23 protein-coding genes are annotated in these 26,543 nt (G+C 69.5%); 16 read left to right on the top strand and 7 right to left on the bottom strand.

Annotation, left to right across the window (positions count from 1 at the left end):
* The 3 genes from C8D81_RS20970 to hchA form a co-directional block, all read left to right on the top strand.
* The coding region (locus C8D81_RS20970) for an LGFP repeat-containing protein (RefSeq protein WP_407644074.1) at nucleotides 1–244 on the top strand (244 nt) is incomplete at its 5' end.
* A 191-nt stretch (nucleotides 245–435) separates the two neighbouring features.
* The gene (locus C8D81_RS12505; protein WP_166646797.1) at nucleotides 436–2,442 is read left to right on the top strand and encodes a family 16 glycosylhydrolase; all 2,007 of its coding nucleotides are present in this window, start codon (nucleotides 436–438) and stop codon (nucleotides 2,440–2,442) included.
* Between the two features lie 119 nt (nucleotides 2,443–2,561).
* Nucleotides 2,562–3,428 (top strand): glyoxalase III HchA, encoded by an 867-nt coding sequence (gene hchA, locus C8D81_RS12500; RefSeq protein ID WP_094402378.1) that lies wholly within the window; start codon nucleotides 2,562–2,564, stop codon nucleotides 3,426–3,428.
* Between the two features lie 75 nt (nucleotides 3,429–3,503).
* Here hchA and C8D81_RS20965 read toward each other — a convergent pair whose 3' ends face one another.
* Entirely contained in the window at nucleotides 3,504–4,598 is a 1,095-nt protein-coding gene (locus C8D81_RS20965) for a hypothetical protein (RefSeq protein WP_166646780.1), read from the bottom strand.
* Nucleotides 4,599–5,304: 706 nt separating this feature from the next.
* On the opposite strand from C8D81_RS20965, the gene C8D81_RS12480 reads away from it, so the two are divergent.
* On the top strand, nucleotides 5,305–6,066 hold the full coding sequence (locus C8D81_RS12480; RefSeq protein WP_094431249.1) for a DUF4282 domain-containing protein: 762 nt from the start codon (nucleotides 5,305–5,307) through the stop codon (nucleotides 6,064–6,066).
* 74 nt (nucleotides 6,067–6,140) lie between these two features.
* Here C8D81_RS12480 and C8D81_RS12475 read toward each other — a convergent pair whose 3' ends face one another.
* The 4 genes from C8D81_RS12475 to C8D81_RS12460 form a co-directional block, all read right to left on the bottom strand.
* The gene (locus tag C8D81_RS12475; RefSeq protein WP_094431251.1) at nucleotides 6,141–7,622 is read right to left on the bottom strand and encodes a dihydrolipoamide acetyltransferase family protein; all 1,482 of its coding nucleotides are present in this window, start codon (nucleotides 7,620–7,622) and stop codon (nucleotides 6,141–6,143) included.
* The gene (locus C8D81_RS12470; RefSeq protein ID WP_208109262.1) at nucleotides 7,622–8,626 is read right to left on the bottom strand and encodes an alpha-ketoacid dehydrogenase subunit beta; all 1,005 of its coding nucleotides are present in this window, start codon (nucleotides 8,624–8,626) and stop codon (nucleotides 7,622–7,624) included. Before C8D81_RS12470 ends, C8D81_RS12475 begins: the two co-directional genes overlap by 1 nt.
* Nucleotides 8,626–9,777 (bottom strand): pyruvate dehydrogenase (acetyl-transferring) E1 component subunit alpha, encoded by a 1,152-nt coding sequence (gene pdhA, locus C8D81_RS12465; protein WP_229117624.1) that lies wholly within the window; start codon nucleotides 9,775–9,777, stop codon nucleotides 8,626–8,628. The genes C8D81_RS12470 and pdhA overlap by 1 nt, the downstream gene beginning before the upstream one ends.
* A 197-nt stretch (nucleotides 9,778–9,974) precedes the next feature.
* Entirely contained in the window at nucleotides 9,975–10,904 is a 930-nt protein-coding gene (locus tag C8D81_RS12460) for a LysR family transcriptional regulator (protein WP_208109261.1), read from the bottom strand.
* Nucleotides 10,905–10,934: 30 nt separating this feature from the next.
* Between C8D81_RS12460 and C8D81_RS12455 the strand changes: the two genes are divergently transcribed.
* Both C8D81_RS12455 and C8D81_RS12450 read left to right on the top strand, forming a co-directional pair.
* Nucleotides 10,935–11,582 carry a LysE family transporter gene (locus tag C8D81_RS12455; protein ID WP_094431253.1) on the top strand — a complete coding sequence of 216 codons (648 nt, stop codon included), beginning with the start codon at nucleotides 10,935–10,937 and terminating at the stop codon, nucleotides 11,580–11,582.
* 15 nt (nucleotides 11,583–11,597) lie between these two features.
* Nucleotides 11,598–12,482, top strand: coding sequence for an alpha/beta fold hydrolase (locus tag C8D81_RS12450; RefSeq protein ID WP_133626159.1), 885 nt, complete (start codon nucleotides 11,598–11,600; stop codon nucleotides 12,480–12,482).
* Here the strand turns inward: C8D81_RS12450 and C8D81_RS12445 are convergent.
* Both C8D81_RS12445 and C8D81_RS12440 read right to left on the bottom strand, forming a co-directional pair.
* A complete protein-coding gene (locus C8D81_RS12445; RefSeq protein ID WP_179257960.1) occupies nucleotides 12,463–13,761 on the bottom strand; it encodes an Nramp family divalent metal transporter in 1,299 nt (432 codons plus the stop codon). The genes C8D81_RS12450 and C8D81_RS12445 overlap by 20 nt on opposite strands.
* Before the next feature lie 49 nt (nucleotides 13,762–13,810).
* Entirely contained in the window at nucleotides 13,811–14,746 is a 936-nt protein-coding gene (locus tag C8D81_RS12440) for a dihydrodipicolinate synthase family protein (RefSeq protein WP_208109260.1), read from the bottom strand.
* A 199-nt stretch (nucleotides 14,747–14,945) separates the two neighbouring features.
* Between C8D81_RS12440 and C8D81_RS12435 the strand changes: the two genes are divergently transcribed.
* The 10 genes from C8D81_RS12435 (at nucleotide 14,946) to C8D81_RS12390 (ending at nucleotide 26,418) form a co-directional block, all read left to right on the top strand.
* Nucleotides 14,946–15,926, top strand: a complete 981-nt coding sequence (locus tag C8D81_RS12435; protein WP_208109259.1) for a LacI family DNA-binding transcriptional regulator — start codon at nucleotides 14,946–14,948, stop codon at nucleotides 15,924–15,926.
* Nucleotides 15,927–15,985: 59 nt separating this feature from the next.
* A complete protein-coding gene (locus tag C8D81_RS12430) occupies nucleotides 15,986–16,918 on the top strand; it encodes a DUF5996 family protein (RefSeq protein WP_094404413.1) in 933 nt (310 codons plus the stop codon).
* Nucleotides 16,915–17,391 carry a hypothetical protein gene (locus tag C8D81_RS12425; protein ID WP_133626158.1) on the top strand — a complete coding sequence of 159 codons (477 nt, stop codon included), beginning with the start codon at nucleotides 16,915–16,917 and terminating at the stop codon, nucleotides 17,389–17,391. The genes C8D81_RS12430 and C8D81_RS12425 overlap by 4 nt, the downstream gene beginning before the upstream one ends.
* 363 nt (nucleotides 17,392–17,754) lie before the next feature.
* On the top strand, nucleotides 17,755–17,847 hold the full coding sequence (kdpF, locus tag C8D81_RS12420; protein ID WP_208109258.1) for a K(+)-transporting ATPase subunit F: 93 nt from the start codon (nucleotides 17,755–17,757) through the stop codon (nucleotides 17,845–17,847).
* A complete protein-coding gene (kdpA, locus tag C8D81_RS12415; protein WP_094431260.1) occupies nucleotides 17,847–19,508 on the top strand; it encodes a potassium-transporting ATPase subunit KdpA in 1,662 nt (553 codons plus the stop codon). Before kdpF ends, kdpA begins: the two co-directional genes overlap by 1 nt.
* 5 nt (nucleotides 19,509–19,513) lie before the next feature.
* Complete coding sequence (gene kdpB, locus C8D81_RS12410) at nucleotides 19,514–21,619, top strand: potassium-transporting ATPase subunit KdpB (RefSeq protein ID WP_179251281.1); 2,106 nt, start codon at nucleotides 19,514–19,516, stop codon at nucleotides 21,617–21,619.
* A gap of 27 nt (nucleotides 21,620–21,646) precedes the next feature.
* Nucleotides 21,647–22,240 carry a potassium-transporting ATPase subunit KdpC gene (gene kdpC, locus C8D81_RS12405; RefSeq protein ID WP_094431262.1) on the top strand — a complete coding sequence of 198 codons (594 nt, stop codon included), beginning with the start codon at nucleotides 21,647–21,649 and terminating at the stop codon, nucleotides 22,238–22,240.
* A 16-nt stretch (nucleotides 22,241–22,256) separates the two neighbouring features.
* Nucleotides 22,257–24,830: a DUF4118 domain-containing protein gene (locus C8D81_RS12400; protein WP_229119574.1), complete on the top strand. Its 2,574-nt coding sequence runs from the start codon at nucleotides 22,257–22,259 to the stop codon at nucleotides 24,828–24,830.
* A complete protein-coding gene (locus C8D81_RS12395) occupies nucleotides 24,827–25,522 on the top strand; it encodes a response regulator (protein WP_094404407.1) in 696 nt (231 codons plus the stop codon). Before C8D81_RS12400 ends, C8D81_RS12395 begins: the two co-directional genes overlap by 4 nt.
* Nucleotides 25,523–25,671: 149 nt before the next feature.
* Nucleotides 25,672–26,418 carry a PIN domain-containing protein gene (locus tag C8D81_RS12390; RefSeq protein WP_094404406.1) on the top strand — a complete coding sequence of 249 codons (747 nt, stop codon included), beginning with the start codon at nucleotides 25,672–25,674 and terminating at the stop codon, nucleotides 26,416–26,418.
* Nucleotides 26,419–26,543 lie beyond the last annotated feature (125 nt).

Here is a 26,543-nt window from a genome sequence, read left to right as displayed (position 1 = left end):
CCGCGACGGCGGTTGCGCCCAGCGCTTCCAGGGCGGCTCGATCTACTGGAGCCCCGCCTCCGGCGCCCACCAGTCCTGGGGTCTGATCCGCGACTACTGGGCCGGCAACGGCTGGGAGACCGGCCGCTTCGGCTACCCGGTCTGGGACGAGCAGTGCGCCCCCAACGGCGACGCCTGGGAATGCCGCCAGTCCTACCAGGGCGGGGTGATCACCTACAACAGCCGGACCGGGATGCGCGGCTGACCCACCGCACACCCCGAACCGACGGCGCCCTCTCCACCCGGAGGGGGCGCCGTTGGCGTACCCGGAGATAACGAACCGGCAACTGTTCCTCGCAACTGCTCTTATCGGCCGCTCACCAGGTGGTCGACTACGTCTTGGCGCACTGTTCGGGGCGCGCCGACACGGGGACACAGGACACGGGGAGTCCGACGATGCAGTCATGGCAACGGAGCATGCTCGGCGGTCTGCTGGCCGCAACACTCGGTCTGGCGTTGAGCACGCCGGCGTACGGGGCACCGACACCGACACCGACCGGGACACCGAGGACGGCGACCGCGAAACCCACACCGACCCGGACGGCGACACCGACCCGGACGGCGACACCCACACCAGCGGCGACACCGACGCCGACGGCCGCGCGCACGGCGGCGCGGGCATCCGCACCGCGGGTCGGCACGCTGAGCCAGGAGTTCGACGGCCCGGCCGGCTCCGCCCCCGACCCGACGGTCTGGGGTTACGAGGTCGGCCGCGGCTTCCAGGGCTGGGGCAACTGGGAGAAGCAGTTCTACACCGACAGCCGGCACAACTCGTGGGTCGACGGGCAGGGGAACCTGGCGATCCAGGCCAAGTACGAGCAACCGGGCGCGACCATGCAGTACGGCGACGATGCGGGCAACTCGAACTACTGGGAGACCCAGTGGACCTCGGCCCGATTGGTCACCAGGGACAAATTCCAGTTCACCTACGGCCGCGCCGAGGCCCGGATCAAGGTGCCGCAGGGCACCGGGATGTGGCCGGCGTTCTGGTCGCTGGGCAGCGACAACGCCACCAACCCGTGGCCGGACTCGGGCGAGATCGACATCTTCGAGGGCGCTTCGTGGAATCGGAACTCCACTCTCTCCAACGTCTTCGGCGGGCCGTCCTGGGACAATTTCCGCTCGATCCCGAAGTGGACCGATGTGGGCGCCCCGCTCGGTGCCGGCTTCCACACCGTCGCGGTCGAGTGGACCCCCGACACGCTGCAGTTCTTCATCGACGGTCAGCTGCACCACGAGGTGACGCGGGCCAACATGGGCAGCGACTGGCGGGCGGACAAGGCGAACTACCTGATCCTCAACGTCGCGGTCGGCGGCAACTTCGGCGGCCCGTTCGACGCGAACAGCGGTTCGGACGCGACGATGCTCGTCGACTACGTCCGGGTCACCGACAACCAGCAGGTGCAGCAGACCGGCCCGCTGGCGATCAGCCGGTCCTGGACCGCCAACGGCGGGCTGGCAGGCAAGCTGGGTGACACCCCGCGCGATCGGGCCACCACCCGCTGTGATCTGCGCGACGGCGGCTGCGTACAGGCCTTCACCGGTGGCCTCGGCTACTGGTCACCGAGCAGCGGGGCGCATCCGGTCTGGGGCGAGATCGGCAAGAAGTACGCCCAACTCGGCTGGGAGACCAGCACGCTGGGTTACCCGACCTCCGATGAGTTCTGCGGGCTCCGCGGCGGAGGCTGCGGGCAGGCGTTCCAGGGCGGCATGCTCTATTGGTCGCCCGCCACCGGGGCGTACGCCGTCTGGGGTGAGATCGGCAAGAAGTACGCCCAACTCGGTTGGGAGACCAGCACGCTGGGCTACCCGATCAGCGACGAGTTCTGCGGGCTCCGCGACGGCGGCTGCGCCCAGCGGTTCTCCGGCGGGTTGATCTATTGGACCCCGGCAACCGGGGCCCACCCGGTCTGGGGCGCGATCGGACAGCGGTACGCGGACCTCCGCTGGGAGAACAGCCCGCTGGGTTACCCGACCAGCGACGAGTTCTGCGGACTCCGCGACGGCGGCTGCGGGCAACGGTTCTCCGGTGGCTACATCTACTGGACGCCCGGCACCGGTGCCAGCCCGGTGTGGGGTGCGATCGGGCAGAAGTACGCCGACCTGGGCTGGGAGACCGGTCAGCTCGGCTACCCGCTCGGCGGGGAGTTCTGCGGTCTGCGCGACGGCGGTTGCGCCCAGCGCTTCCAGGGCGGCTCGATCTACTGGAGCCCCGCCTCCGGCGCCCACCAGTCCTGGGGCCTGATCCGCGACTACTGGGCCGGCAACGGCTGGGAGACCGGCCGCTTCGGCTACCCGGTCTGGGACGAGCAGTGCGCCCCCAACGGCGACGCCTGGGAATGCCGCCAGTCCTACCAGGGCGGTGTGATCGTCTACAACAGCCGGACCGGGATGCGCGGCTGACCCACCGCACACCCCGAACCGACGGCGCCCTCTCCACCCGGAGGGGGCGCCGTCTGCATATCTGCGTCGCGCGGGGGCATTGCTACGGTCGAGCGCTACAACGCCAGAGAGGATTGCAGATGACCGACTCCACGAGCAGCCAGGATCGCAAGCCGACGCCGGATCCGGCCGAGAACGACGCGTACTTCCCGAGCCCCTACTCGCTGTCCCAGTACACCGCGGACAAGACGGACTTCGACGGTCTGGGCACCGAGGACACCTACACCGGCGGGCGCTGGAAGGTCTTGGTCATCGCGACCGAGGAACGCTACATGCTGATGACCAATGAGAAGTTCTTCTCCACCGGCAATCATCCGGTCGAGACGCTGCTGCCGATCCACCACATCGCCAAGGCTGGTTACGGGATCGACGTCGCCACCATCGACGGCGGGCCCGGGAAGTTCGAGTGGTGGGCGTACCCCGACGCCGATGACGCGGTCAACGAGACCTGGGAGGCGACCAAGGAGAAGTTCAAGTCGCCGCTGACGTTGTCGGAGGTGATCGCCGGCGGTCTCGACGACTACGCCGCGATCTTCGTCCCGGGTGGCCACGGTGCGATGAACGTCATCCCGTTCAGCACCGACGTGCAGGCCGCGCTGGAATACTTCCTGACCAACGACCGGTTGATCATCACGCTCTGCCACGGGCCCGCGGCGCTGCTGGCCGCCGGGATCGACAGGGACAGCAACCCGTTCGCCGGCTATCGGATCGAGGCCTTCCCCGATTCGCTCGACTTCGGCGCGAACCTGGAGATCGGGTACCTGCCCGGCCCGATGCCGTGGAAGCTCGGGGAGACGCTGCGCAAGGACGGGATCGAGGTCGTCAACGACGACATGAGTGGTGCCACCACCCGTGACCGGAACCTGCTGACCGGGGACAGCCCGCTGGCCGCCAACCAGCTCGGCAAGGATTCGGTGGAGGCCCTGCTGGCCCAGTTCGGCGACTGAACTCGCGGCCCCGGCAACGGCAACGGCGCTCCCTCCACGCGGAGGGAGCGCCGTTGGCGTTCGGGCTGGTGCTACTCAGACACCGGTGCTGGACAGGCCACCGGCGGTCTCCGGCATCCCCGGCTGACCGGGCGTCCCCGGGTGGTCCGGGTGTGCCGGGTGGGCCGGATGTGCCGGGTGGTCACCGGGCGGGCACGGGTTCTCCGGCGTCCCCGGGTGTCCCGGGTGACCCGGGTGGACCGGGTGCTCACCGGGCGGGCACGGCGTCGGGGTGTGACCCGGCTTGGTCGGCGTCATGGTCGGCGTCGGCGTGACCGGCTTGGTCGGGGTCATCGTCGGGGTCGGCGTGACCGGCTTGGTCGGCGTCGGGGTCGCGGTCGGCGGCTTCACCAGGGCCGGGCAGACGACGTTGGGATCACCCAGGTTCAGGTCCTCCACCTTGGTCTGGTCGTGCACCCAGATGCCGAGCGGGATCTCGTGCTCGGTCGACGGGCCACCGATCTGGAAGCGCCACTTGCCGGAGTTGCCCAGCTTGTTGCAGTAGACCTGCTTCAGCTTGCCCGGCTGGGTCGGCGTCGCGGTCGGCTTCGGCGTCATCGGCGGGGTCATCGTCGGCGTGGGCGATGCCGTGGGCTTCGGCGACGTGGTCGGCGTGGGCGATGCGGTCGGCTTCGGCGACGTGGTCGGCGTGGGCGACGCGGTCGGCTTCGGCGAGGTGGTCGGCGTCGCGGTCGGCGGGTTCACGATCGTCGGGCAGTAGACGTTCGCGTCACCGAGCATCGCGGTGGCCTCGGCCTCGCTCTGGGCGTACTGGCCGGTGGGGTACTCGTGCTCGGTCGACTGGCCGCCGATCGAATACTTGTACTTGCCCGAGTTGCCCAGCTTGTTGCAGTAGATCTGCTGCAGCTGACCGTTGTTGCCGGGGCTGCGGGTCGCGGTCGGCGTCGACGTGGTCGTCGTGGTCGTCGTCGGCTTCGACGTGGTCGTCGTCTTGGTCGGCTTGGGCGACTTGGTCGGCTTGCCGGGCGCCTCAGCAGTGGGCTTGCTGGTCTGAGTGGGCTTCTGCGTCGCGGTGGGCTTGCCCTGGGCGCTCGGCGTCGTCGCTGCCGCACCGGGCGTGGGCGTTGTGCCAGCCGCGTTCGCCGCGACCGCTCCAACCCCGGCAGTCACGAGCCCGATCACCGACATGGCGATCAGGGAACGCGATCTGGGGGTTCCGTGGTTTTTATGGTCAGGCATTATCTGCACTTACCCTTCTGATTTTTGATTGCGAAAATTCGACCTGTGACAGGGCATGATTCAGCGCAGCTGGAACCAACTCGAAAACGGCAATCACATCGCCGCAGCAGCACAATTCAGTGCATGCGGAAAAGCGTGATGTCGACCACCGGACCGCGCCCTGGGGCGCTGCGCCGATCAGAAGGACGGGCGGGCAGAGTGCGTGTGGATTCGTCTCAGCGACGATGCTGTGGCGGATCCGTCAGCCAGGTGGAGGTTGCGGCAGCAACCGGCATCACCAACTGGGCGACTGACTCTGACCGGATTCCCCGTCCGGACAACTCAGCTTCGTCGCCTGCTGCGCCTGAAATGATGACTTCGTCTGAAGCCCACCGACGATGGGTCGATGACAATGTCCCCGTACATGTCTTCCCCTCTCTGGCCCAGGTCCCCTTGTGGGCCAGCACGTGCAATATATCGCCATCCCGAAACCCGTGCCAGCAATTCAGAAAGAAATTCTCAGACTCGAGGTGACCTGAATTTCTACGGCAGGTGATGCCACCTCGACCCCGGTCGCCACCCACCGATTGCGGTGAATCGCAGCGGCCCGCCGCACAGCTCCACCGCCTGACCCGCGGCTCGGGGCAGAATGCGGGGCATGTCCTATGACCAGTACGGCCAGTCCGGCCAGCAGAACAACCCCCAGGGCTGGGGCTCGGGCGAGGGTGAACAGAACCCCTGGTCCAACCCCCAGGAACAAGGCTTCTCGCCTCACCCCACCGATCAGCCCGCCTCCCAACCCTCCGCGGGCTATCCCGGCTCCCAGCCCTCCGCCGGTTATCCCGGCTCCCAGGCGTACCCGGGTTCCCAGCCGTCCGCCGGCTACCCCGGTTCGCAGGCCTCCGCGGCCTACGGCTACGACACGAACCAGGGCTACGACCCCGGCCAGCAACAACCCGGCCAGCAGCAGTCCGGCCAGCAGGCGGAGCAGGGCGCCTGGACCGCCCAGCAGAGCCAGCAGGCGCCGCCGCAGTCCGGCGGACTGCAGACCGTGCAGGTCGGCCAGGGCTCCCAGTCCAAGGGCCTGTTCAGCACCCTGTTCGACTTCAGCTTCACCGAGTACGCCACCCCTGCGCTGGCCAAGATCCTCTACATCCTCGGCATCGTGCTGGGTGTGCTGGGTTGGCTCAGCGGCCCCGCGCAGATCCTCGTGCTCGGCAACTTCATGAGCGCGCTCAACCCCTACGGTGGCGGCGGGGGCGGTGGGTCGGTGGTGCTCGCCCTGCTCGGGCTGATCATCGGGCTGATCCCGCTGGCCTTCTGGATCATCGGGCTGCGGATGGCCCTGGAGTTCGTGCTGGCCACCGTCCGCACCCAGCAGGACACCGCGGCGCTGCGCGCCGAGCAGAACAACGACTGAGCCTCACCCGGGCGTACCGGTGGTCTTCGCGGACCAGCCGGTACGCCCGCCGGCTCGGCGGCTTCGACAGCTCGTCAGAACAGCAGCGCCATCCCGGGATCGCTGACGATCCGGGCCACGTCGGCGAGGAACTTCGAGCCCTGCTCGCCGTCCACCAGCCGGTGGTCGAAGGAGACCGCCAGGGTGGTCACCCAGCGCGGTTCGATCCGCTCCTCGGCGCCGCTGCCGACCACCCACGGTCGGCGCTGGATCGCTCCCACGGCAAGGATTCCGGCCTCCCCCGGGTTCAGGATCGGGGTGCCGCCGTCGATGCCAAAGGTGCCGATGTTGGTGATCGTGAAGGTGCCCCCGGACAGGTCGGCCGGCTGACTGCGGCCCTGTTTGGCGACCGAGACCAGCTCGTTGAGCGCCTCGGCGAGCTCACCCATCGACATCCGGTCGGCGCCCTTGATGTTGGGCACCACCAGACCGCGCGGGGTGGCCGCGGCGATCCCCAGGTTGATCTGCGGGTGGTAGACGATCTCCTGGGCGGCCTCGTCCCAGGAGGTGTTCAGCTCCGGATTGCGGCCCACCGCGAGCAGCGCGGCACGCGCGACGAGCAACAGCGGCGACAGGCGTACCTCGCGGAAATCCCTGTGCTGCTTGAGTTTGTCGAGCAGCTCCATGGTCGCGGTGACATCGCAGGTGACCCATTCGGTGGCATGCGGTGCGGTGAACGCCGAGGACACCATCGCCTCCGCGGTCATCTTCCGGACGCCCTTGATCGGCACCCGACGCTCGCTCGGTATGCCACCAGCGGCCGCGGCCGGCTGCGGCTGCGCCGCACCACCGCCGGCACCCGCCTGCTGGACGTCCTCGCGGGTGATCACACCGCCCTCTCCCGAACCGTTCACCCGGCTCAGGTCGACGCCGAGATCCCGCGCGAGCTTGCGGACCGGCGGCTTGGCCAGCGGCCGACCGTCGCCGCTGTCCGCCGGCGCCTCGTCCAGTGTCGACAGCCGGGCCGGGTGGCCCGGGGAGGGCAGCTCACCGGCGCGCGGCAGACCCTCCAGGTTTCCGCTCAGGGGTTCGCGGACATCGGCCCGGCGGCTGACCGGCTCCTTCATCTCGAAGGTGCCGGTGACCTGCTCGTGCGCGGCCGCGGTGGCCTCGGCGGTCGCCGGATCGGTCCGCTGGCCACGTCCCTTACGGGCCCGGCGAGTGGTGCTGCCCTCGACCGCGCCATAACCGACCAGGTTCGGCGTACGCTTCTGCTCCCCGTCACCCCGGGCCTTGTCCTCGGTCTGCCCGGCACCCGGTTCGGCCGGCGCCTCGTCCCCGGAGCCGTCGTCGATCTGGATGATCGGCGTACCGACGTCGACCGTCTCGCCGGCCGGCACCATGATCTTCGCGACCGTACCGGCCCACGGGATCGGCAACTCCACAAGGGATTTCGAGGTCTCCACCTCGACGACGATGTCGTTGATCTTCACCGTGTCACCCTCGGCGACGCGCCAGGTGACGATCTCGGCCTCGGTCAGTCCCTCACCGGGGTCGGTGAGCTTGAAAACCTTCATCAGTACTCCATCACGCGGTCGACGCCATCGAGGATCCGGTCCAGGTCGGGCAGGTACTCCTCCTCGATCCGGCTCGGCGGGTAGGGGATGTCGTAGCCGCCGACGCGGACCACCGGTGCCTCCAGTTCGAAGAAGCACTGCTCACTCAGCCGGGCGGCGAGCTCGGCGCCCATGCCGAGCGAGACCTGGGCCTCGTGCACCACCATCGCGCGCCCGGTCCGGCGGACCGAACCGATGATCGTGGTCATGTCCAGCGGGCTCAGGGTGCGCAGATCGACGACCTCGATCGAGGTGCCCTCCTCCGCGGCCGCGGCCGCTGCGGCCAGGCTGGTCTTCACCATCGGGCCGTAGGTGAGCAGCGTCAGGTCGGTGCCGGAGCGGACCACCTGAGCCTGGTGCAGCGGGATCGGCGGGATCGACGGATCGACCTCGCCCTTGTCGTGGTAGCGCCGCTTCGGCTCCATGAAGATGATCGGGTCGTCGGAGGCGATCGCCTGCTGGATCATCCAGTAGGCGTCCTGCGGGGTGGCGCAGGAGACGACCTTGAGCCCGGGGGTGTGCGAGAAGTACGCCTCCGGTGACTCGGAGTGGTGCTCGACCGCGCCGATCCCACCACCGAAGGGAATCCGGATCACGATCGGCATCGGCAGCAGCCCGCCGGAGCGGTAGTGCATCTTGGCGACCTGGGTGACGATCTGGTCGTAGGCGGGGAACACGAAGCCGTCGAACTGGATCTCCACCACCGGCCGGTAACCGCGCAGCGCCATCCCCACCGCGGTGCCGACGATGCCGGACTCGGCCAGCGGGGAGTCGATCACGCGGTGCTCGCCGAAGTCCTTCTGCAGGCCCTCGGTGATCCGGAAGACGCCGCCGAGCTTGCCGATGTCCTCGCCGCAGAGCACGACCTTCGGGTCGGCCTCCAGGGCCTTGCGCATGCCGGCGTTCAGCGCCTTGCCGAGCGTCATCTTCTGCGCCTTCGCCGGCGCCTGGCCCTCGTCGCTCATCACGCCTCCTCGCCCACGCCGGAGGCGTCCAGTTCGAACGATTCGGCGTACGCCCGGTAGCGCTCCTGCTGACCGCGCAGGTAGTTGGTCTGGTCGGCGTACGCCAACTCGAACATGTCACCCAGTTCCGGATTCTCCAACGACAGCGTGCGTTGCCGCAGATCGGCGGCCAGATCGTCGGCCTCGGCATCGAGGTCGTCGAAGAACTTCTTGTCCACCGCACCCTTGCGCAGCAGGTACGCCCGGACGCGCTCGATCGGGTCCTTCAGCTTCCAGGTCTCCAACTCGTTGGCGAGCCGATATTTGGTCGGATCGTCGGAGGTGGTGTGCGCCCCCATCCGATAGGTGAACGCCTCGATGAACGAGGGCCCCTCACCGTTGCGGGCCCGGTCCATCGCCCAGCTGGTGACCGCGTAGACCGCGAGCACGTCGTTGCCGTCCACCCGCAGGCCGGGGAAGCCGAAACCGTGTGCCCGCTGGTAGAGCGGGATCCGGGACTGCCGCGCGATCGGCTCCGAGATCGCCCACTGGTTGTTCTGGCAGAAGAAGACCACCGGCGCGTTGTAGGAGGAGGCGAAGATGAACGCCTCGTTGACATCGCCCTGGCTGGTCGCGCCGTCGCCGAAGTAGGCGATCACCGCGGCGTCCCGCTCGGGGTCGCGGTTGCCGACCAGGCCGTCGTTGGCGATGCCCATGCCGTAGCCGACCGCGTGCAGGGTCTGCGAGCCGATCACCACGGTGTAGAGATGGAAGTGGCCCTCGTTGCCGGCCCAGCCGCCCATGTCGACGCCGCGGAACAACGCGGTCAACCGGACCGGGTCCACGCCACGGACCCAGGCGACGCCGTGTTCGCGGTAGGTCGGGAAGATCGCGTCCTGGCTGCGGGCGGCGCGCCCGGAGCCGACCTGTGCGGCCTCCTGGCCCAGGCAGGGTGCCCACAATCCCAGTTCGCCCTGTCGCTGCAGGGCGGTCGCCTCGGCGTCGATCCGCCGGGTCAGCACCATGTCACGCAGGAATCCGGCGATCTGTTCGTCGCTGCCGTCGAAGGAGAAATCGGGATGACTGACCCGCTCTCCCTCCGGGGTCAGCAGCTGCACGGTGTCCGGGGAATCCCCGGACTGTGGCGGTCGGACCGCATTGCCTTCGGTCACCACTCTTCCTCTCCTCGGGTGCGGGGTCGCCGCACATCGGTGACAATGCACCGCACCCGGTTGGTCCACGGCAGCACTGCCCGAAGTTGTCCGTCGACCGCCGAGGATCACCCGGTCGGTCGCTGCCAAACCTAACGCCTCATCGGTAGCCGCTGGTAGCTACCCCGATGGTGTCGAGATGCTCGGAGGGCCTAGTTTCATGGGCGTTCCAGGCTTCTCGGGCGTTCGAGGCGTCGGGCCGCCGCTGCGAGTGCGGCGAGCCCCTGTTCGATCGTCGGCTGCCTGCTGGTGCCCCGCCGGACCTGCGCGACGATGGTTCGGCTCGGCCGCACCGATCCGCCGATCCGGAGCCGGCGCAGCTCGCCGTCGACCGGGGTGTGGCGCGGCAGCAGCGCGATCCCGTGACCGTGTGCGACCAGCGCCGCGACCGCCCGCCACTCGAGTGCGTCGTGCGCGAGCCGCGGAGTGAATCCCGCCGATGCGCAGGCCGCGCGGAGCACCAACTGCTGGTCGGCGGGATCACCGGCTGCGATCCAGGTCTCCTCGGCCAGCTCGGCGAGGGCCACCGCCGAACGCGTGGCGCAGCGATGGGACGCGGGCACGATCAGGTCCAGCGGTTCCTCGGCCAGCACCCGGCTCTCGACCACGTCGCTGCCGGCGCCGGGTTCCTGCGGCGCCGGGATCAGGACCGCGATGTCGATCCGGCCGGCGAGCAGCAGTCGGCTGCGGTCCTGGTGGGCGTCCTCGCGCAGTTCGAAGGTCATTCCCGGGTACGCCGCCGCGAGCCGGTCGACCGCGGGGAGCACGATCGAGGCCAGCCCGGTGGCGATCGAGGAGATCCGCAGGTGGCCGGCACTCCCGGACCGGTAGGCGTCGAGGTCACCCTCGGCGCGGGCCCAGCGGGCCGCGAGATCGTCGGCGTGCCGCAGCAGGGCGTGCGCAGCCGCGGTGAGGCGTACCCGGCGACCCTGGGGCTCCAGCAGGGTGAGCCGCAGATCGGCGGCAAGGTGTTGCAGTTGTTGGGAGACGGTCGACGGGGTGAGGTGCAGGGCGGCGGCGGTCGCGGTGACGGTGCCCTCGGACCGGAGCACGCGCAGGGTGTGCAGCCGCGGATCAACCATGTCCATCTGCCACACGGTACCGTTCGGAAACATTCGATGGACCCGAACGGTCTGACCGGTGACGCTGGTGTGGTGCTGGAGTCCTTTCTCACCGGCCTCTGGGTCGGCTACGGTCTCGCGATCCCGCTGGGTGGGGTCGCGGTGCTGATGATCGAACACACCGCCCGGACGTCGTTCGGCAACGGAGCGGCAGCGGCGGCCGGCGCGGTCACCGCGGACACCGGGTACGCCGTGGCGGCGACCCTGGGCGGGGCCGCGCTGGCCGCGGCTCTGCACCCCTGGGCGCCGGGACTGCGCGTCGTCGCGGCCGCCATCCTGCTGCTGATGGCGCTCCACATCGCGGTGCGGTCATTCCGGTCGGCCCCGGTCACCAACACCGGGCGGCAGCAGACCTCGCGGCGGCGGTCCTATCTGACCTATCTGTCGCTGACCGCGATGAACCCGTGGCCGGTGGTCTATTTCACCGCGGCCATGCTCGGCGCCACGGGCACCGTGACCGGCCCGGGCCAGATCGCGGCGCGGCTGCTGGGCATCGTGCTGGCGACCGCGAGCTGGCAACTGCTGCTGGCCGGCGCCGGCAGCACGCTGGGCCGGTTGCTGACCGGGCGCCGCGGCCGCCGGATCACCGGGACCGCCTCGGCCTGCCTGATCGCGGTGCTGGCGATCCGGATGGTCATCGGTTGACCTACCGTGATCACCATGCCCGCTCCCAGCCCATTGTCAGCGCTTCCCGCCCTGCCCGAGCCCGATCTTGTGCAGCTCGACGGGGTGCCGGTCGCCACCTATCGGCTCGAACCCGGCGCCGGCCCGGTGCCCGGCGAGCTGGTGATCTGCCACGGCACGCCCTGGTCGGCGCGGGTCTGGGCCGGGGTGGCCGCCGAGGCCGCCGCGGCGGGCTGGCGGGTGTTCCTGTGGGACATGCCGGGGTACGGGCGCTCGGTGATGAGCGCGGAGGTGCCGGTCGATCTGGCGGCACAGATGCGCCGACTGGCGGCCCTGCTGGAGCACTGGGGACTGGACCGGCCGCACCTGCTGGCCCATGACATCGGCGGTGCGGTGGCGCTCGGGGCGCATCTGCTGCACGACCGGGAGTACGCCGAGCTGCGGCTCTGGGACGTGGTCACGCTGGACCCGTGGGGGTCGCCCTTCTTCCGGCTGGTCGCCGAGCACGCCGCGGTCTTTGCCCAGCTTCCACCGAACCTGCATCGGGCGCTGGTGCGCGAATACATCGCCGGGGCGGCGCACCGGGAACTGCCCGAACCGGTGCTGGCCGGGCTGACCGAGCCCTGGCTCAGCGAGGCGGGCCGCCCGGCGTTCTATCGGCAGATCGCACAGCTCTCCCCCGAGCACACCCGGCCACTGGTCGAGCGGCTCGGCGCGGTCCGCTGCCCGGTCGCCATCGGCTGGGGTGAGCGGGATCCGTGGATCCCGGTGGAGCAGGCGTACCGGCTGCGGGACGCCCTGCCCGGCGTGCCCGAGCTGACGCTGCTGCCAGCGGCCGGGCACCTGGCTCCACTGGAGGATCCTGAGGGGGTACGCCGGGCGCTGGCCGACTGGTTGTCGATCAGCCGAGGAGACTGGTGACCAACCGCACCGAGGTCGCGCAGATCGCGACCACCCCGATGACCGCGACCAGGTTGTGCCACCAGCGGTTGCGCAGGTCGCCGAGGAACCTGCGATTGCTCATCACCACCAGCAGCACCCCGAGCAGCGGCGCGACGAGCACCGTCAGTGCCTGGGCGGTGATGATGAGGGCCACCGGCGAGCCCTGGAAGACCAGCGTGATGGCGATCCCCCAGAGCAGGATCACCGCCGAGACGACCCGTGCCGTCCGACCGCCCGCCGACGGTCCACCTCCCAGGGCGTCCGACAACATCACCCCGCCGGCGGTCGCGTTCGCGATCATCGAGGAGAACGCCGAACCGGAGAGCCCCAGCGCGAACAGGGCCGAGCCGACCGGACCCGCGAGTGGTTGGAAGATCGCCGCGAGCTGGTTGATCGTGCTCGCCTCCTGACCGGTCCGACCGAGGACCGCGGCCGCGACGACGATCACCAGCGCAGTCATGATGCCCGGCGCCAGGATGCCGGGAATCGTGTCGACCAGGGTGACATCGCTATAGTTCGCCCGGGTGTGTCCGCGTTCCTTCACCCCGTAGGAGGTGAAGAAGGCCGCATTGATCGAGAAGTTCGTGCCGACCAGTGCCACCACGAGGATCTCACTGCCCGAAGGCATCGCCGGCCAGAGACCGGCGGCAGCCTGCGCCCAGGCCGGTTTCGCGATGATGGCGCTCACCACGAAACCGATCGCCATCAGAGCGACGATTGCGATGAGCACCCGCTCGACCACCCGATACACATTGCGGAACATCAGGATCGCGAACACCACGATGGTGCAGACGATCGTCCACAGGATCGGCGCACCGCCCAACAACATCGACAGGCCCAGCCCCGAACCCACCGCATTGCCGACCGAGAACATCAACGTGATGAAGAAGACGCCGATCCCTGCCAGCACACCGATCGGCCGACCGAGCTCGTTCTTGATCGACTGGATCAGCGACACCGGTGACCCCATGCCCAGGCGCACACTCATGTCGGTGAAGAAGATCATCAGCAGCGTCGAGACGACGATCACCCAGATCAGCGCGTACCCGTAGCTGGAACCGGCCTGGACGGCCGAGGCGAGGTTCCCCGGGCCGAACTGCCAGGCGCCAACGACGAAGGCGGGACCGGCCAGCGCGAGGGTGCGCCAGATACTTCGCCCGGGTCGTGGTCCGGTGCTGGACCCGGGCGTTTCGACCGCTTGCCCGACCGCGTCGGATCGGCTGGAATCGCTTTTATGGTTGGCATGTGCGGTGCTCATCGAGGCTCCTCTGGTCGTCGTTGACCGGTCCGGCGTGCTCATCGCGGATTCAGGCCGCGACGAGCGCGCTCCCGAGCCGAGCCGCATCGAGCGCGGCCGCGATCTCCCGATCCGCGCCTGCCGGCAGCGGCAGCAGCGGTGAGCGCACGGTGGCGTGCTCCAGGATGCCCCGGGCCACGAGCCCCTCCTTGAGGGCGACGGTGCCCTCCATGTGCGAGCCACGGTGGTAAACGGCCTTGGTCACCGGGAGCAGGCGGTCATGGATCTCGCGGGCCTTCGGATAGTCCTTCGCCTTGCCGGCGGCGATCAGTTCGATGAGCGGCTCGGGCGCCAGTCCGCCGTAACCGACCAGCGCCCCGTCGACGTCGAACATGGTGTGCAGCAGGTACTCGTCATGGCAGGTGAGAATCTGCAGCTCGGGATACTCCGCGCGCAGCACCGGGATCTCGGTGTCCCACCGACGCATGTTGCGGACGCCGTTCTTGGTCGCGAAGACCCCCTGCTGCCCGGCGATCTCGAGCTGGGTCTCCAGATCGTAGGTCGCCTTGGTGGCGTCCGGGTACTGGAAGAGGATCAGCGGGAGCCCGCTCTTCTCATAGATCTCCGCGTACCGGGCCTGGGGTGCGCCGGTCTGGTATCCGAAGCGCAGCCAGCCGTGCGACGGGTACACCAACCCGGCCGCGGCACCCGCATCGACCGCTCGCCGGGCCTCCAGCGCGGCAACCGTTGACCCCTCACCCGTGATACCGGCGATCACCGGAGTACGCCCGTCGGTGGCCTCGACGAACGCGCGGATGACCGCGACCTGCTCGTCGGCGGTGAGGAAGGTCCCCTCACCCGCATGCCCCAGGACGACCAGGCCCTTGATGCCGTCGTGGCCGCCGAGCCAGCCGCCCAGGCGATGAATGGCGTCGAAGTCGACCTCCCCGTCCCGCGTGAACGGGGTGACGGGTGCCGGGACGAGTCCGCGAAGATCCAGGGTCATGATGTTTCCTCTCCATCGAGTGTCGCTATGGGTGTGAACCGCGAATGTGAAAACGTTTGCAGGAACGATTGCAAGCATGCGTTCCAGCGAGGCCTCGTGTCAACCCCCTAAGGTGAAAACGTTTGCGACTTTGGCGCTAGGCTGATTCGCGGGAGGTGCGATGGCAACGGAGTCGCGAGGAGTCGTGACACTCAAGGACGTGGCCGCGGCGGCGGGAGTGAGCATCTCCACGGCCAGCCGCGTCCTCGATAGCAAGAGCGTGCGATCCCCGCATGCAGAACGCGTTCGAAGCATTGCCGACGAACTGGGATACCGACGCAACCGTGCCGCATCCGCCCTGCGCCGCGGGGAGACCGGAACCATCGGCGTACTGGTCCCACGCCTGTCGGACGCGGTGATGGCGCTCATCTACGAGTCGATCGCAGCAGCGTGCGCGCGCAGCGGAAGATTCGCGATCGTCGCCACCTCGGGTGACTCGGCCGACGGGGAACGAGATGCGGCCGAGACCCTGCTCGCGCGCGGAGTGGACGGCCTGCTGCTCGCCTCGGCCCGGATCGATGACCCGCTGGTGGCGTCGCTGCGCGACCGCCGGGTGCGCCACGCACTCGTGCTGCGCTCCGACGGGATGAGTCCGGCCTCCCTGGGGGACGACAACACCGGTGGCTATCTGGCCGCTCGGCACCTGCTCGACCTCGGCCACCGCGACATCGCCCTGGTGACCGGCCCGCTCTACACCTCCAGCGCACGGGACCGGCTCACGGGTGCGCGACGCGCGCTGGCGGAAGCGGGCGTCGCACCCCTGGTGGCCGAGACCGACGACTACCGGATCCCCTCCGGTGAACAGGCGGCTCGTAGCTGGCTCGACGGCCGCGAACGCCCCACGGCGGTGTTCGCGGCGAACGACGACCTCGCGATCGGCGTACTCGCCGCATCGCATCGCGCGGGCGTCGAAGTCGGTCGCGATTACGCCCTGGTGGGTTACAACGACGTTCCGATCGCCGCCCGACTACCAGTGCCACTCACCTCGGTACGCACGAACTTCGAGCAGATCGCCAGCACCGCGCTCGATCTGCTCGAGAGCGGCGCCAAGGATGGCACAGCGCGCAAGGCACTGCCGACACTGATACCGCGCGCCAGCTCCGCGCCGCGGTTCCGGCAGTCCGGTTCCGGCGGACACTGACGACCGCGTACCACTAAGTTGGACAGCGGATCGGCGTGCGATCCGCGAGGGGGTTCACCATGGGCAACGATTGGCCGGCACTCGAGGTCGACAGCTGGACCGACACCCGGGAGACGCTGCACATGTGGCTGCAGATCGTCGGGAAGATCGAGATGGTCTCCACGCCGTTGATCAACCACTGGTGGAACGTCACCTACACCGTCAGCCCCCGCGGCCTGCGGACCCGGTTGATGCATCAGGGCAGCCAGGGTTTCGACGCCGAATTCGACTTCCTCGATCATCAACTGGTGTTGCGCTCCACCGCGGGGACCAGCGGGACGGTCGAGCTGAAGCCGCGCACGGTGGCCGACTTCTATGCCGCCACCATGGACGCGCTGCAGGCGCTGCAGCTCGAATGCGTCATCGTGCCCAGCCCGAACGAGGTGGCGCCGGCGGTCCCCTTCGCCGAGGACACCGAGCACAAGTCCTACGACCCGGACGCGGTGCACACCTGGTGGCGGCAACTGCTCTCGGCCAACCGGGTCTTCGAGGAATGGCGGGCCGGATTCGCCGGCAAGGACAGCCCGGTCCAGCTCTTCTGGGGCTCGATGGACCTGTCCTGCGTGCGCTACTCGGGCCGCGGCGCACCCAGGCACGAGGGCGCCGGGCCGCCGGCCTGCCCGCCGTGGGTGATGGCCGAGGCCGAGTCCCGCGAGAACGCCAGCGCCGGCTTCTGGTCCGGTGGCTCCGCGGAGGGCTCGTTCTACGCCTACACCTATCCGGTGCCCACGGGGTACGCCGAGGGCAAAGTCAGTGTCGGCAGCTACGACGAGTCGATGGGCGAATGGATCCTGCCCTATGCCGAGGTGCGGCAGAGCGAGGATCCCGAACGCACCCTGCTCGCCTTCCTCAACGAGACGTACGCCCTGGCCGCCGATCTGGCGGATTGGGACCGGAAGCTGCTGGAGGTCGATCCGCACCGGCTGGATGCGGAGATCTACCGCCGCCGATGACTCAACTCGTGGTCGGGATCAACCCCGATGGCCAGCAGGCGTACCGCCGGTTCTGGACCGGTCCGGTCGGTTCGGCATTGTTGCTCGTTCCCGGGTTGGCGATCGCTGTCGTCGGGGTGGTGCTGCTGGTCCGCGATCCGCGGGGCTGGTCGCTGTTCTTCGCCGCGGTGGTGATCTTCTCCGGTCTCTATGGCATGTACGCGGGATGGGACCACCGCCGCCGCAGCAAGGCCGCGCATTCCCAACCACCGTTGGCTTTCGCGATCGACGACGAGGGCGCGGTCTTCCCCCGCGGCAAGCAGTACGCCTGGGATGAGGTCCGCTTCGTGGTCACCGACGAGGCCGAACCGCGGCTGCTCTGCTCCCCCATCGGCCTGGCGTACAAGATCTCCCAGCTCGATACCGACCTGCCCACCATCGAACTAGCCATCGCCGAGTTCTCCGCCGGTACCGCCCAGCTCGAACACCTCTGACCCACGTTCATCGAATAGCTCGCGCAGCGAGCGTGTCGCGATGAACCCAAGCCCGCCCGAACTCTTTGGTCCGACGGCACAGTTCCGGAGCGAAACACCGTGCACTCTCCCTGACGAGATCGACCGGGCGTGGGGGTTCATCTCGACACGCGGCCATTGCTCCGCTTCGCTCCGCATGTCCGCTACTCGATGAACGTAAGGAGGGCGTCAAGGTCCGGCCGCGGGGCGCAAAGATTGCGTCAAAGCGGCGGACGCACGCGCCCCGCGGGCGTTCCATGGAGGCGTGCTGGATATCGCCTGCGTACTGATCCTGGTGGCCTTCTTCGCCGCCGTGTCCCTGCTCGCCCTGCGGGGGGCCACGCGATGATGCTGATCGAGAACCTGATCGCCCTGGTGCTCGCCGTCGGCCTGCTCGGCTACCTCGGCTACACCCTGCTGCGGCCGGAGAAGTTCTGATGGGCGCCACGACCGCCGGCCTGTTGCAGGCCGGCCTGCTGATCGGCCTGCTCGCCGCCTGCCACGTCCCGCTCGGCCGCCTGCTGCACGGCACCGCGACCGGTGAGAGGGACCTGCGCGCCGAGCGCGCCATCTACCGTGCCATCGGCGTCGACCCGAGGCGCGAACAGTCCTGGCGGCATTATCTCCTTGCGGTGCTGGCCTTCTCGCTGGCCGGCGTACTCGTCCTCTACGCCCTGCTGCGGCTGCAGCAGTTCCTGCCGCTCGGCCTGGGCCGTGCGGGATTCGACCCGACCGGCGCGTTCAACACCGCCATCTCCTTCGTCACGAACACCAACTGGCAGTGGTATTCCGGCGATTCCGCGGCCGGGCACCTGGTCCAGATGGCCGGCCTGGCGGTGCAGAACTTCGTCTCCGCCGCCACCGGTATCGCGGTCGCATTCGCCCTGGTCCGCGGCTTCGCCCGCACCCGGGCCGATGAGATCGGCAACTTCTGGGTCGACCTGACCCGGATCACGCTCCGGGTGCTGCTGCCGCTGGCGGTGCTGGTGACGCTGCTGTTCGTCGCCGGCGGCGCGATCCAGAACCTGGCCGCCCCGCACCTGGTCGACGCACTCGGTGGCGGCACCCAGACCATCCCCGGTGGCCCGGTCGCCTCCCAGGAGGCCATCAAGCAGCTCGGCACCAACGGTGGCGGTTTCTTCAACGCCAACGCCTCCCATCCCTTCGAGAATCCCAACCCGGCAACGAATCTGCTGTCGATGTGGGCGATGCTGGTGATCCCGTTCTCGCTGCCGTACGCCTTCGGCCGGATGGTCGGCGATCGCCGCCAGGGGTTGGCGATCGTCGGGGTGCAGGCCACGCTCTGGCTGACTTCGGTGGTCGTGATCACCGCCAGCGAGGTCACCGGCCGCGGCGCCGCCCCCGCCACCGCCGCTGCCGCGATGGAGGGCAAGGAGCAGCGCTTCGGCGAGTGGGCATCGGCCCTCTACGCCGCCTCCACCACCGGCACCTCGACCGGTGCGGTGAACTCGATGCACGACTCGTTCACCGCCGCCGGCGGCGGGATGGCGATGCTGAACATGATGCTCGGCGAGGTCTCCCCCGGTGGTGTCGGCACCGGCCTCTACGGCATCCTGATGCTCGCGGTGCTGACCGTGTTCATCGGCGGACTGATGGTCGGGCGTACCCCGGAATATCTCGGCAAGAAGATCGGCCAGCGCGAGATCACCCTGGTGGCACTGGCGATCCTGGCGATGCCGTTCGCGTTGCTGGTCGGTGCCTCGATCGCGATCTCCACCAGCTCCGGACTGGGCTCGCTGACCAACTCCGGTTCGCACGGCCTCTCGGAGATGCTCTACGGCTTCGCTTCGGCGGCCAACAACAACGGCTCCGCCTTCGCCGGCCTGTCCGCGGGTACGCCGCTGCTGAACATCGCACTGGGTCTGGCGATGCTGATCGGCCGATTCCTGCCGATCGCCTGCACCCTCGGCCTGGCCGGGGCGCTGGCCCGCCAGCAGAAGATCCCCGTCTCGGCCGGCACCCTGCCCACCCACGGCCCGCTGTTCGTCGGCATGGTGACCGCCGTCGTGCTGATCGTCGCCGGGCTCACCTTCTTCCCGGCCCTCTCCCTGGGCCCGATCGCGGAGGCCCTCTCGTGAACACCCTGACCCAGGAACCCGACACCGACCTGCAACCCCACACTCCCGAGCGCCCGGCCCCGGCCAAGCAGCAGGGCCGGCTCGGCCAGCAGATCCTGGCCGCGTTCCCGACCGCGTTGCGCCGCCTCACCCCGGCCCACCAGTGGCGCTCCCCGGTGATGTTCGTGGTCTGGGTCGGCTCGCTGCTGAGCACCGTGCTGGCGATCCTGCACCCCTCGGTGTTCGCGATCGCGCTGGTGATCTGGCTGTGGGCGACGATCGTCTTCGCCAACCTGGCCGAGGCCGTCGCCGAGGGCCGCGGCAAGGCCCAGGCCGCCAGCCTGCGCGCCGCGCGTACCGAGACGATGGCCCGCCGGATCACCGACGGCTTCGAGACCGAGGTGCCCGGCACCGACCTGGTCCGCGGGGACACCGTCGTGGTCGAGGCCGGCCAGATCATCCCCGGTGACGGCGACGTCGTCGAGGGCGTGGCCAGCGTCGACGAGTCCGCGATCACCGGCGAATCGGCCCCGGTGATCCGGGAGGCCGGTGGTGACCGGAGCGCGGTCACCGGCGGTACCACGGTGCTGTCGGACCGGATCGTGGTCCGGATCACCCAGCAACCCGGCCAGTCCTTCCTGGACCGGATGATCTCGCTGGTCGAGGGCGCGGCCCGGCAGAAGACGCCGAACGAGATCTCGCTGAACATCCTGCTGTCGGCGCTGACGATCATCTTCCTGCTGGCCGTGGTCACCCTGCAGCCGTTGGCGATCTATTCCGAGGCGCAGGTGCAGGTGATCGTGCTGGTCGCGCTGCTGGTCTGCCTGATCCCGACCACCATCGGTGCGCTGCTGTCCGCGATCGGGATCGCCGGCATGGACCGGCTGGTGCAGCGCAATGTGCTGGCGATGTCCGGGCGCGCCGTGGAGGCCGCCGGTGATGTCTCGGTGCTGCTGCTGGACAAGACCGGCACCATCACCCACGGCAACCGCCGCGCCGTCGACTTCCACCCGGTCGACGGCCAGGGCCGCGAGGTGCTCGCCAAGGCCGCGCTGCTCTCCTCGCTGGCCGACGAGACCCCCGAGGGCCGCTCGATCGTCACCCTGGCCACCGAGCAGTATTCGGCGCTGACCCGCCACGTCGAGGCCGGCAACGACCCGGACACCGAGGTGCTGCCGTTCTCCGCCGAGACGCGGATGAGCGGTGTCGATCTCGCCCCCGCTGCGGATTCGGTGGGTCAGCGGATCCGCAAGGGCGCCGCCGGTGCCTGCCTGACCTGGACCCGCGAACAGGGCGGCCACTCCTCCGACGAGGTGGAACAGATCGTCGAGGAGGTGTCGGCCCGCGGCGCCACCCCGTTGGTGGTCGCCCAGCACGACAGCCACCGTGGCGCCCGGGTGCTGGGGGTGATCGAGCTCGCCGATGTGGTCAAGGACGGCATCGCCGAACGCTTCGATTCCCTGCGTGCGATGGGAATCCGGACGGTGATGATCACCGGTGACAATGCCACCACCGCCCGCGCGATCGCCGAAGAGGCCGGCGTGGACGACTTCCTCGCCGAGGCGAAACCGGAGGACAAGGTCGCGCTGATCACCCGCGAGCAGGCCGGCGGTGCGCTGGTCGCGATGGCCGGGGACGGCACCAACGACGCCCCGGCCCTGGCCCGCGCCGATGTCGGGGTGGCGATGAACACCGGCACCTCGGCGGCCAAGGAGGCCGGCAACATGGTCGACCTGGATTCCGATCCGACCAAGCTGATCGAGGTCGTCGAGATCGGCAAGCAGTTGCTGATGACCCGCGGTGCGCTGACCACCTTCTCGATCGCCAACGATGTGGCGAAGTATTTCGCGATCATCCCCGCGCTGTTCGTCGGCACCTTCCCCGGCCTGCAGGCGATCAACCTGATGCGGCTGCACTCACCGAACTCGGCGATCCTCTCGGCGGTGATCTTCAACGCACTGGTGATCGTGGCGCTGATCCCGCTCGCCCTGCGCGGGGTCGCACACCGGCCGATGTCGGCGGCGAAGCTGCTGCAGCGCAACCTGTTCGTCTTCGGGCTGGGCGGGCTGGTGGCACCGTTCGTCGGCATCAAGCTGATCGATCTGCTGGTCCAGTTCCTGCCCGGTATGTGACCGATTCCCTTAGAAACAAGGAAAAAAATGTCCCAGATGATTCGCCAACTGCTCCCCGGGCTGCGCGCGGTGCTCGTCTTCACCGTGCTGCTCGGCCTGGCGTACCCGCTGCTGATGACCGGTATCGCCCAGCTGGCCTTCCCCCACCAGGCCAACGGGTCGCTGCAGACCGTCGACGGCCGCTCGGTCTCCACCGTCCTCGGCCAGCAGTTCACCGGTGCCGAATGGCTGCAGCCGCGGCCCAGCGAGGCCAAGGATGCCGAGAACGAGAACGACCCGGGTTACAACGGCCTGTACTCCGCCGGCAGCAACCTCGGCCCGAACAGCGAGGAGTTGGTCACCGGCATCGACCAACGCCGCGCCGATATCGCCCGCGCCAACGGCGTACCCCCCGACCACGTGCCCGCCGACGCGGTCACCGCCTCCTCCTCCGGACTGGACCCCGACATCTCCCCTGCGTACGCCGAGCTGCAGGTGAACCGGATCGCGACCGCCCGCGGCGTACCCGCCGCCACCGTGCGCAACGCGATCGCCGAGGGCAGCCGCGCGCCGATGCTCGGCTTCCTCGGCCAGCCGCGGGTGAACGTCTCCGAGGTCAATCTCGCGCTGGCGCGCGGGTGAGCGCCACACTGGTCGCGTGAGCACCACCCCGGATCGCAGCACCCCCGCTCGCCCCGTCCCCCGCCGCGGCGAGCTGCGGGTGCTGCTCGGCGCCGCACCCGGAGTCGGCAAGACCTACGCGATGCTGAACGAGGGCCGCCGCCGCGCCCGCCGCGGCACCGATGTGGTCGTCGGCGTGGTGCAGACCCATGGCCGCCCGCAGACCGCCGCCCAGCTCGAGGGGTTGGAGGTGATCCCGCCACGCACCCTCATCCATCGCGGCGCCGGGTTCACCGAGATGGATCTGGACGCGGTGCTGGCCCGGCGCCCGCAGGTCGCGCTGGTCGACGAGCTCGCACACACCAATGTCCCCGGCAGCCGCAACGAGCGGCGCTGTGCCGACATCGCCGAGCTGCTCGATGCCGGGATCGATGTGATCACCACCGTCAACGTGCAGCACCTGGAATCGTTGAACGACGTGGTCGCGCAGATCACCGGGGTCCGGCAGCGGGAGACCGTGCCCGATGCGGTGGTCCGCGCCGCCGGCCAGATCGAGCTGGTGGACATGGCCCCGGAGGCGCTGCGGCGGCGGATGGCGCACGGCAACGTCTACGCCCCGGAGAAGGTCGACCAGGCGCTGCGCAACTACTTCCGGCCCGGCAACCTGGCCGCGCTGCGCGAGCTGGCGCTGCTCTGGCTCGCCGACCGGGTGGACGCCGGGTTGGCCGCCTATCGCCGGCACCACGCCATCGACTCGCCCTGGGCGACCCGGGAGCGGGTGCTGGTCGCGCTCTCCGGCGGCCCCGAGGGTGCGGTCCTGCTGCGCCGCGGCGCCCGGATCGCCAGCCGCGGCGTCGGCGGCGAGCTGGTCGCGGTCTATGTGGCCCGCTCCGACGGGCTCGTGGACCGCGACCAGTCGGCGCTGGCCGCCCAGCAACGGCTGGCCGAGGACCTGTCCGGCAGTTTCCAGACCGTCACCGGTGAGGACCCGGCCGAGGCGGTGCTCGAACACGCCCGCTCGGTCAACGCCACCCAGATCGTCGTCGGGCAGACCCGCCGCCGGCCCTGGCAGCGGCTCTTCGGCACTCCGGTCAGCCAGCGGATCATCGAGGGCTCCGGCGACATCGACGTGCACATCGTCAGCCACGACTGGGTCGGCCGTGGCAATCGGTGGGTACGCCCCAGTCCGCTGTCCGGGGCACGCCGGGCGACCGGGATGGTGCTGGCCCTGCTGCTGCCGGCGCTGCTCACCGTCCTGCTGTCGCTGTTCCCGCACGAGCAGATCGGCCAGCTGTCGCTGCTGGCATTCCTGGCCAGCACGGTGGTGGTGGCGTTGGTCGGCGGGCTGCTGGCGGCGGTGCTCACCGCGATCCTGTCCTCGCTGCTGGCGAACTGGTTCTTCACCCCACCGGTGCACACCTTCACCATCGCCGACCCCGACAACATCGCCGCCCTGGTGATCTTCGTGCTGGTCGGGGTCGCGGTGGCCACCGTGGTGGACCGGGCCGCCGCTCGTACCCGGCGGGGTGCCGAGGCCCGCGCCGAGGCCGACACGCTGCTCTGGCTGACCTCGCAGACCCTCGGCGAGCAGCTCACCGTCCGCGATGTGCTGGACCAGGTGGCCAGCACCTTCCGGTTGTCCGGGGTGCAGCTGCGCAGCCGGGAGCACGGCAACGCGCCCTGGCGGGTGGTGGAGCAGTCCGGGACCGCCCCGGGTGATCCGGATTCGGTGCTGGCTCTCGGGGAGGACCGGGAGCTCGCCGTGCACGGGCGGACGCTCAGCGTCGCCGACCAGCGCGTACTGGCCGCCTTCGGCGTACAGGTGCTGAACGAACTGGAACGCGCCGGGCTCGCCGAACAGGCCGCCGAGGCCGGTGAGCTCGCCGACCGGAACGCCTTCCAGACCGCCCTGCTGGCGGCGGTCTCCCACGATCTGCGGACCCCGCTGGCGGCGATCAAGGCATCCTCGTCCTCGCTGCTCGCCGGGGATGTCGAGCTGGCCGCCGAGGACCGCGCCACCCTGCTGCAGATGGTCGACGACAACGCCGATCGGCTCGGCCGGCTGATCGGCAACCTGCTCGACATGACCCGGTTGCAGACCGGCACGATGGCGGTCCAGCAGCGGGCGGTGCTGCTCGATGAGGTGGTCCGGCCGGTGCTGCTGCCGGTCCCGCGGGAGCGGGTGCAACTGACCCAGGAGCCCGGGTTGCCGCTGCTGCACACCGATCCCGGGCTGGCCGAGCGGATGGTGGCGAATCTGGTCGACAACGCGCTGCGGCATCAGCCCGCGGATCGACCGGTACGCCTCAGCGCCGGCCTGGTCGGTGGTGGCGCGGCGGACGAGCCGGAGCGGGTGGAGCTGCGGGTCAGCGACAACGGCCCCGGGGTACCGGCGGGACGGCGGGAGCAGATGTTCCAGCCCTTCCAGCGGCTCGGCGACGCCCCGGCCGGTCAGGGGCTCGGCCTGGGGCTGGCCGTGGTGACCGGGTTCGCGCGGGCGGTCGGGGCCGGGCTGGAGGCCGAGGACACCCCTGGCGGTGGGTTGACCATGGTGCTCAGCTTCCCGGTGGCCGGCTCGGTCGCAGGTTCGGTGGCAGGCTCGGACGCATGAGCGAACGCCCCACCATCCTGGTCGTCGACGACGAACCGAGCCTGGTCAAGGCGATGGAGATCAACCTGCGTGCCCGCGGGTTCACGGTGCTCACCGCCGGCGGCGCGAAAGCGGCGCTGGAGGCGGTCACCGAGCACCAGGTGGATCTGGTGCTGCTCGATCTCGGGCTGCCCGACGGCGACGGGCTGGAGGTGATCGCGGGGATCCGCGGCTGGTCGGCGGTACCGATCCTGGTGCTCTCGGCCCGGCACACCAGCGACGACAAGGTGGAGGCGCTGGACGCCGGCGCCGACGACTATGTGACCAAGCCGTTCGCGATGAACGAGCTGCTGGCCCGGATCCGGGCCGGGCTGCGCCGCGGTGGTGGCGGCGATGATGCGGTCCGCGCGGTGGCCGCCGGGCCGATCCGGATCGACCTGGCCCGCACCGTGGTCACCGTGGACGGTGCGGAGGTGAAGCTCACCCCGACCGAGTGGCGGATCCTGGAGCTGCTGGCCCGCAACACCGGTGCACTGGTCGCCCAGTCGCAGATCCTCGCCGAGGTCTGGGGCCCGGGATACGAGCACGAGACCCAGTACCTGCGCGTCTATCTGGCCACCCTGCGGCGCAAGCTCGAACCCGACCCCAGCCACCCGGCGTACCTGATCACCGAACCCGGTCACGGCTACCGCCTCCTCGGCCAACCCGGCTGACCCCACGTCGGCTGAGCGAGCGTCAGCGAGTCGAAGCCCCGTCTCCGGCCTTCGACTCATCGAGATGACCACCTGAGCCGAGTGTCAGCCCATCCCGCTACGTTCGCCACACGGTCCACCCTGGGGACCGGGGTTGAAAGCGAGCATCCATGCGTGTCGGGGTCTATGTCGACGGGTTCAATCTCTACTACGGCGGCAAACATCTGGTTGGCGGCGGCGGACGCCCCGGCTGGCGTTGGCTGGACCTGCGCGGCCTGGCCGCCGGGATCATCGCCGCCAACTCGGGCTGGCAACCCGCAAGCTCATTGAGGGTCGTCTATTGCACCGCTCGGATTCGCGCCGATGCGAGTAACCCCGGCGCCGCCGGACCCCGCGAACAAGAGGTCTACCTACGTGCCCTGGTGGCCTCGGGTTCTGTGGATGAGATCGCCTTCGGCAGCTACGTGTCCCGGGTCGCGACCGCGCCCCTGGCCACGGCGAACAAGCGCAGGCGACCGATACTCACCCACGCAGGCTGGCCGGTGATGATCAAGGATGCGACCACCTCGGCCGAGGTCCCGGATGCGACCTTCATGGTCTCCGTCGCGCGCCGGGAAGAGAAGGGCAGCGACGTCAACGTCGCATCACACCTCCTGCTTGATGTCCTCCAGCAGAACGTCGATGCGGCGATCGTCATCAGCAACGACAGTGACCTCGAATTCCCGGTCCGCGAGTCCCGGCGGCGAGTGCCGATCGGCACGATCAACCCCACGAAGGGTTACCCGGCGGGGGCGCTCACCGGTGCGCCGACCGATGGGGTGGGTGGTCATTGGTGGTACCAGCTGACGCCAGCCGACCTCTACGGATCCCAACTGCCCGCGTCGGTGGGCGGCCTGCACAAGCCGGCACCATGGTAACCAGCAGGCGACATGAATAAACCCGTCCCACGAAGGAGACGGGCGGTATGAATTCATTATTGCTCACCGCGCCGACAGTCACAACAGCAATGCAGTTCGCAATTGCGAATACTTGACCCCGATCC

The organism is Enemella evansiae (genome assembly GCF_004362375.1).
Classification (GTDB): domain Bacteria; phylum Actinomycetota; class Actinomycetes; order Propionibacteriales; family Propionibacteriaceae; genus Enemella; species Enemella evansiae.
This window is presented reverse-complemented; position numbering and strand designations above follow the sequence as displayed.

Excerpts from the sequence above, each read along its gene's own strand:
- C8D81_RS12505 (WP_166646797.1), top strand. The coding sequence starts at position 436 with ATGCAGTCATGGCAACGGAGCATGCTCGGCGGTCTGCTGGCCGCAACA.
- hchA (WP_094402378.1), top strand. The coding sequence starts at position 2,562 with ATGACCGACTCCACGAGCAGCCAGGATCGCAAGCCGACGCCGGATCCG.
- C8D81_RS12480 (WP_094431249.1), top strand. The coding sequence starts at position 5,305 with ATGTCCTATGACCAGTACGGCCAGTCCGGCCAGCAGAACAACCCCCAG.
- C8D81_RS12475 (WP_094431251.1), bottom strand. The coding sequence starts at position 7,622 with ATGAAGGTTTTCAAGCTCACCGACCCCGGTGAGGGACTGACCGAGGCC.
- C8D81_RS12470 (WP_208109262.1), bottom strand. The coding sequence starts at position 8,626 with ATGAGCGACGAGGGCCAGGCGCCGGCGAAGGCGCAGAAGATGACGCTC.
- C8D81_RS12460 (WP_208109261.1), bottom strand. The coding sequence starts at position 10,904 with ATGGACATGGTTGATCCGCGGCTGCACACCCTGCGCGTGCTCCGGTCC.
- C8D81_RS12455 (WP_094431253.1), top strand. The coding sequence starts at position 10,935 with ATGGACCCGAACGGTCTGACCGGTGACGCTGGTGTGGTGCTGGAGTCC.
- C8D81_RS12450 (WP_133626159.1), top strand. The coding sequence starts at position 11,598 with ATGCCCGCTCCCAGCCCATTGTCAGCGCTTCCCGCCCTGCCCGAGCCC.
- C8D81_RS12445 (WP_179257960.1), bottom strand. The coding sequence starts at position 13,761 with ATGAGCACCGCACATGCCAACCATAAAAGCGATTCCAGCCGATCCGAC.
- C8D81_RS12440 (WP_208109260.1), bottom strand. The coding sequence starts at position 14,746 with ATGACCCTGGATCTTCGCGGACTCGTCCCGGCACCCGTCACCCCGTTC.
- C8D81_RS12430 (WP_094404413.1), top strand. The coding sequence starts at position 15,986 with ATGGGCAACGATTGGCCGGCACTCGAGGTCGACAGCTGGACCGACACC.
- C8D81_RS12425 (WP_133626158.1), top strand. The coding sequence starts at position 16,915 with ATGACTCAACTCGTGGTCGGGATCAACCCCGATGGCCAGCAGGCGTAC.
- kdpF (WP_208109258.1), top strand. The coding sequence starts at position 17,755 with ATGATGCTGATCGAGAACCTGATCGCCCTGGTGCTCGCCGTCGGCCTG.
- kdpA (WP_094431260.1), top strand. The coding sequence starts at position 17,847 with ATGGGCGCCACGACCGCCGGCCTGTTGCAGGCCGGCCTGCTGATCGGC.
- kdpC (WP_094431262.1), top strand. The coding sequence starts at position 21,647 with ATGTCCCAGATGATTCGCCAACTGCTCCCCGGGCTGCGCGCGGTGCTC.
- C8D81_RS12395 (WP_094404407.1), top strand. The coding sequence starts at position 24,827 with ATGAGCGAACGCCCCACCATCCTGGTCGTCGACGACGAACCGAGCCTG.
- C8D81_RS12390 (WP_094404406.1), top strand. The coding sequence starts at position 25,672 with ATGCGTGTCGGGGTCTATGTCGACGGGTTCAATCTCTACTACGGCGGC.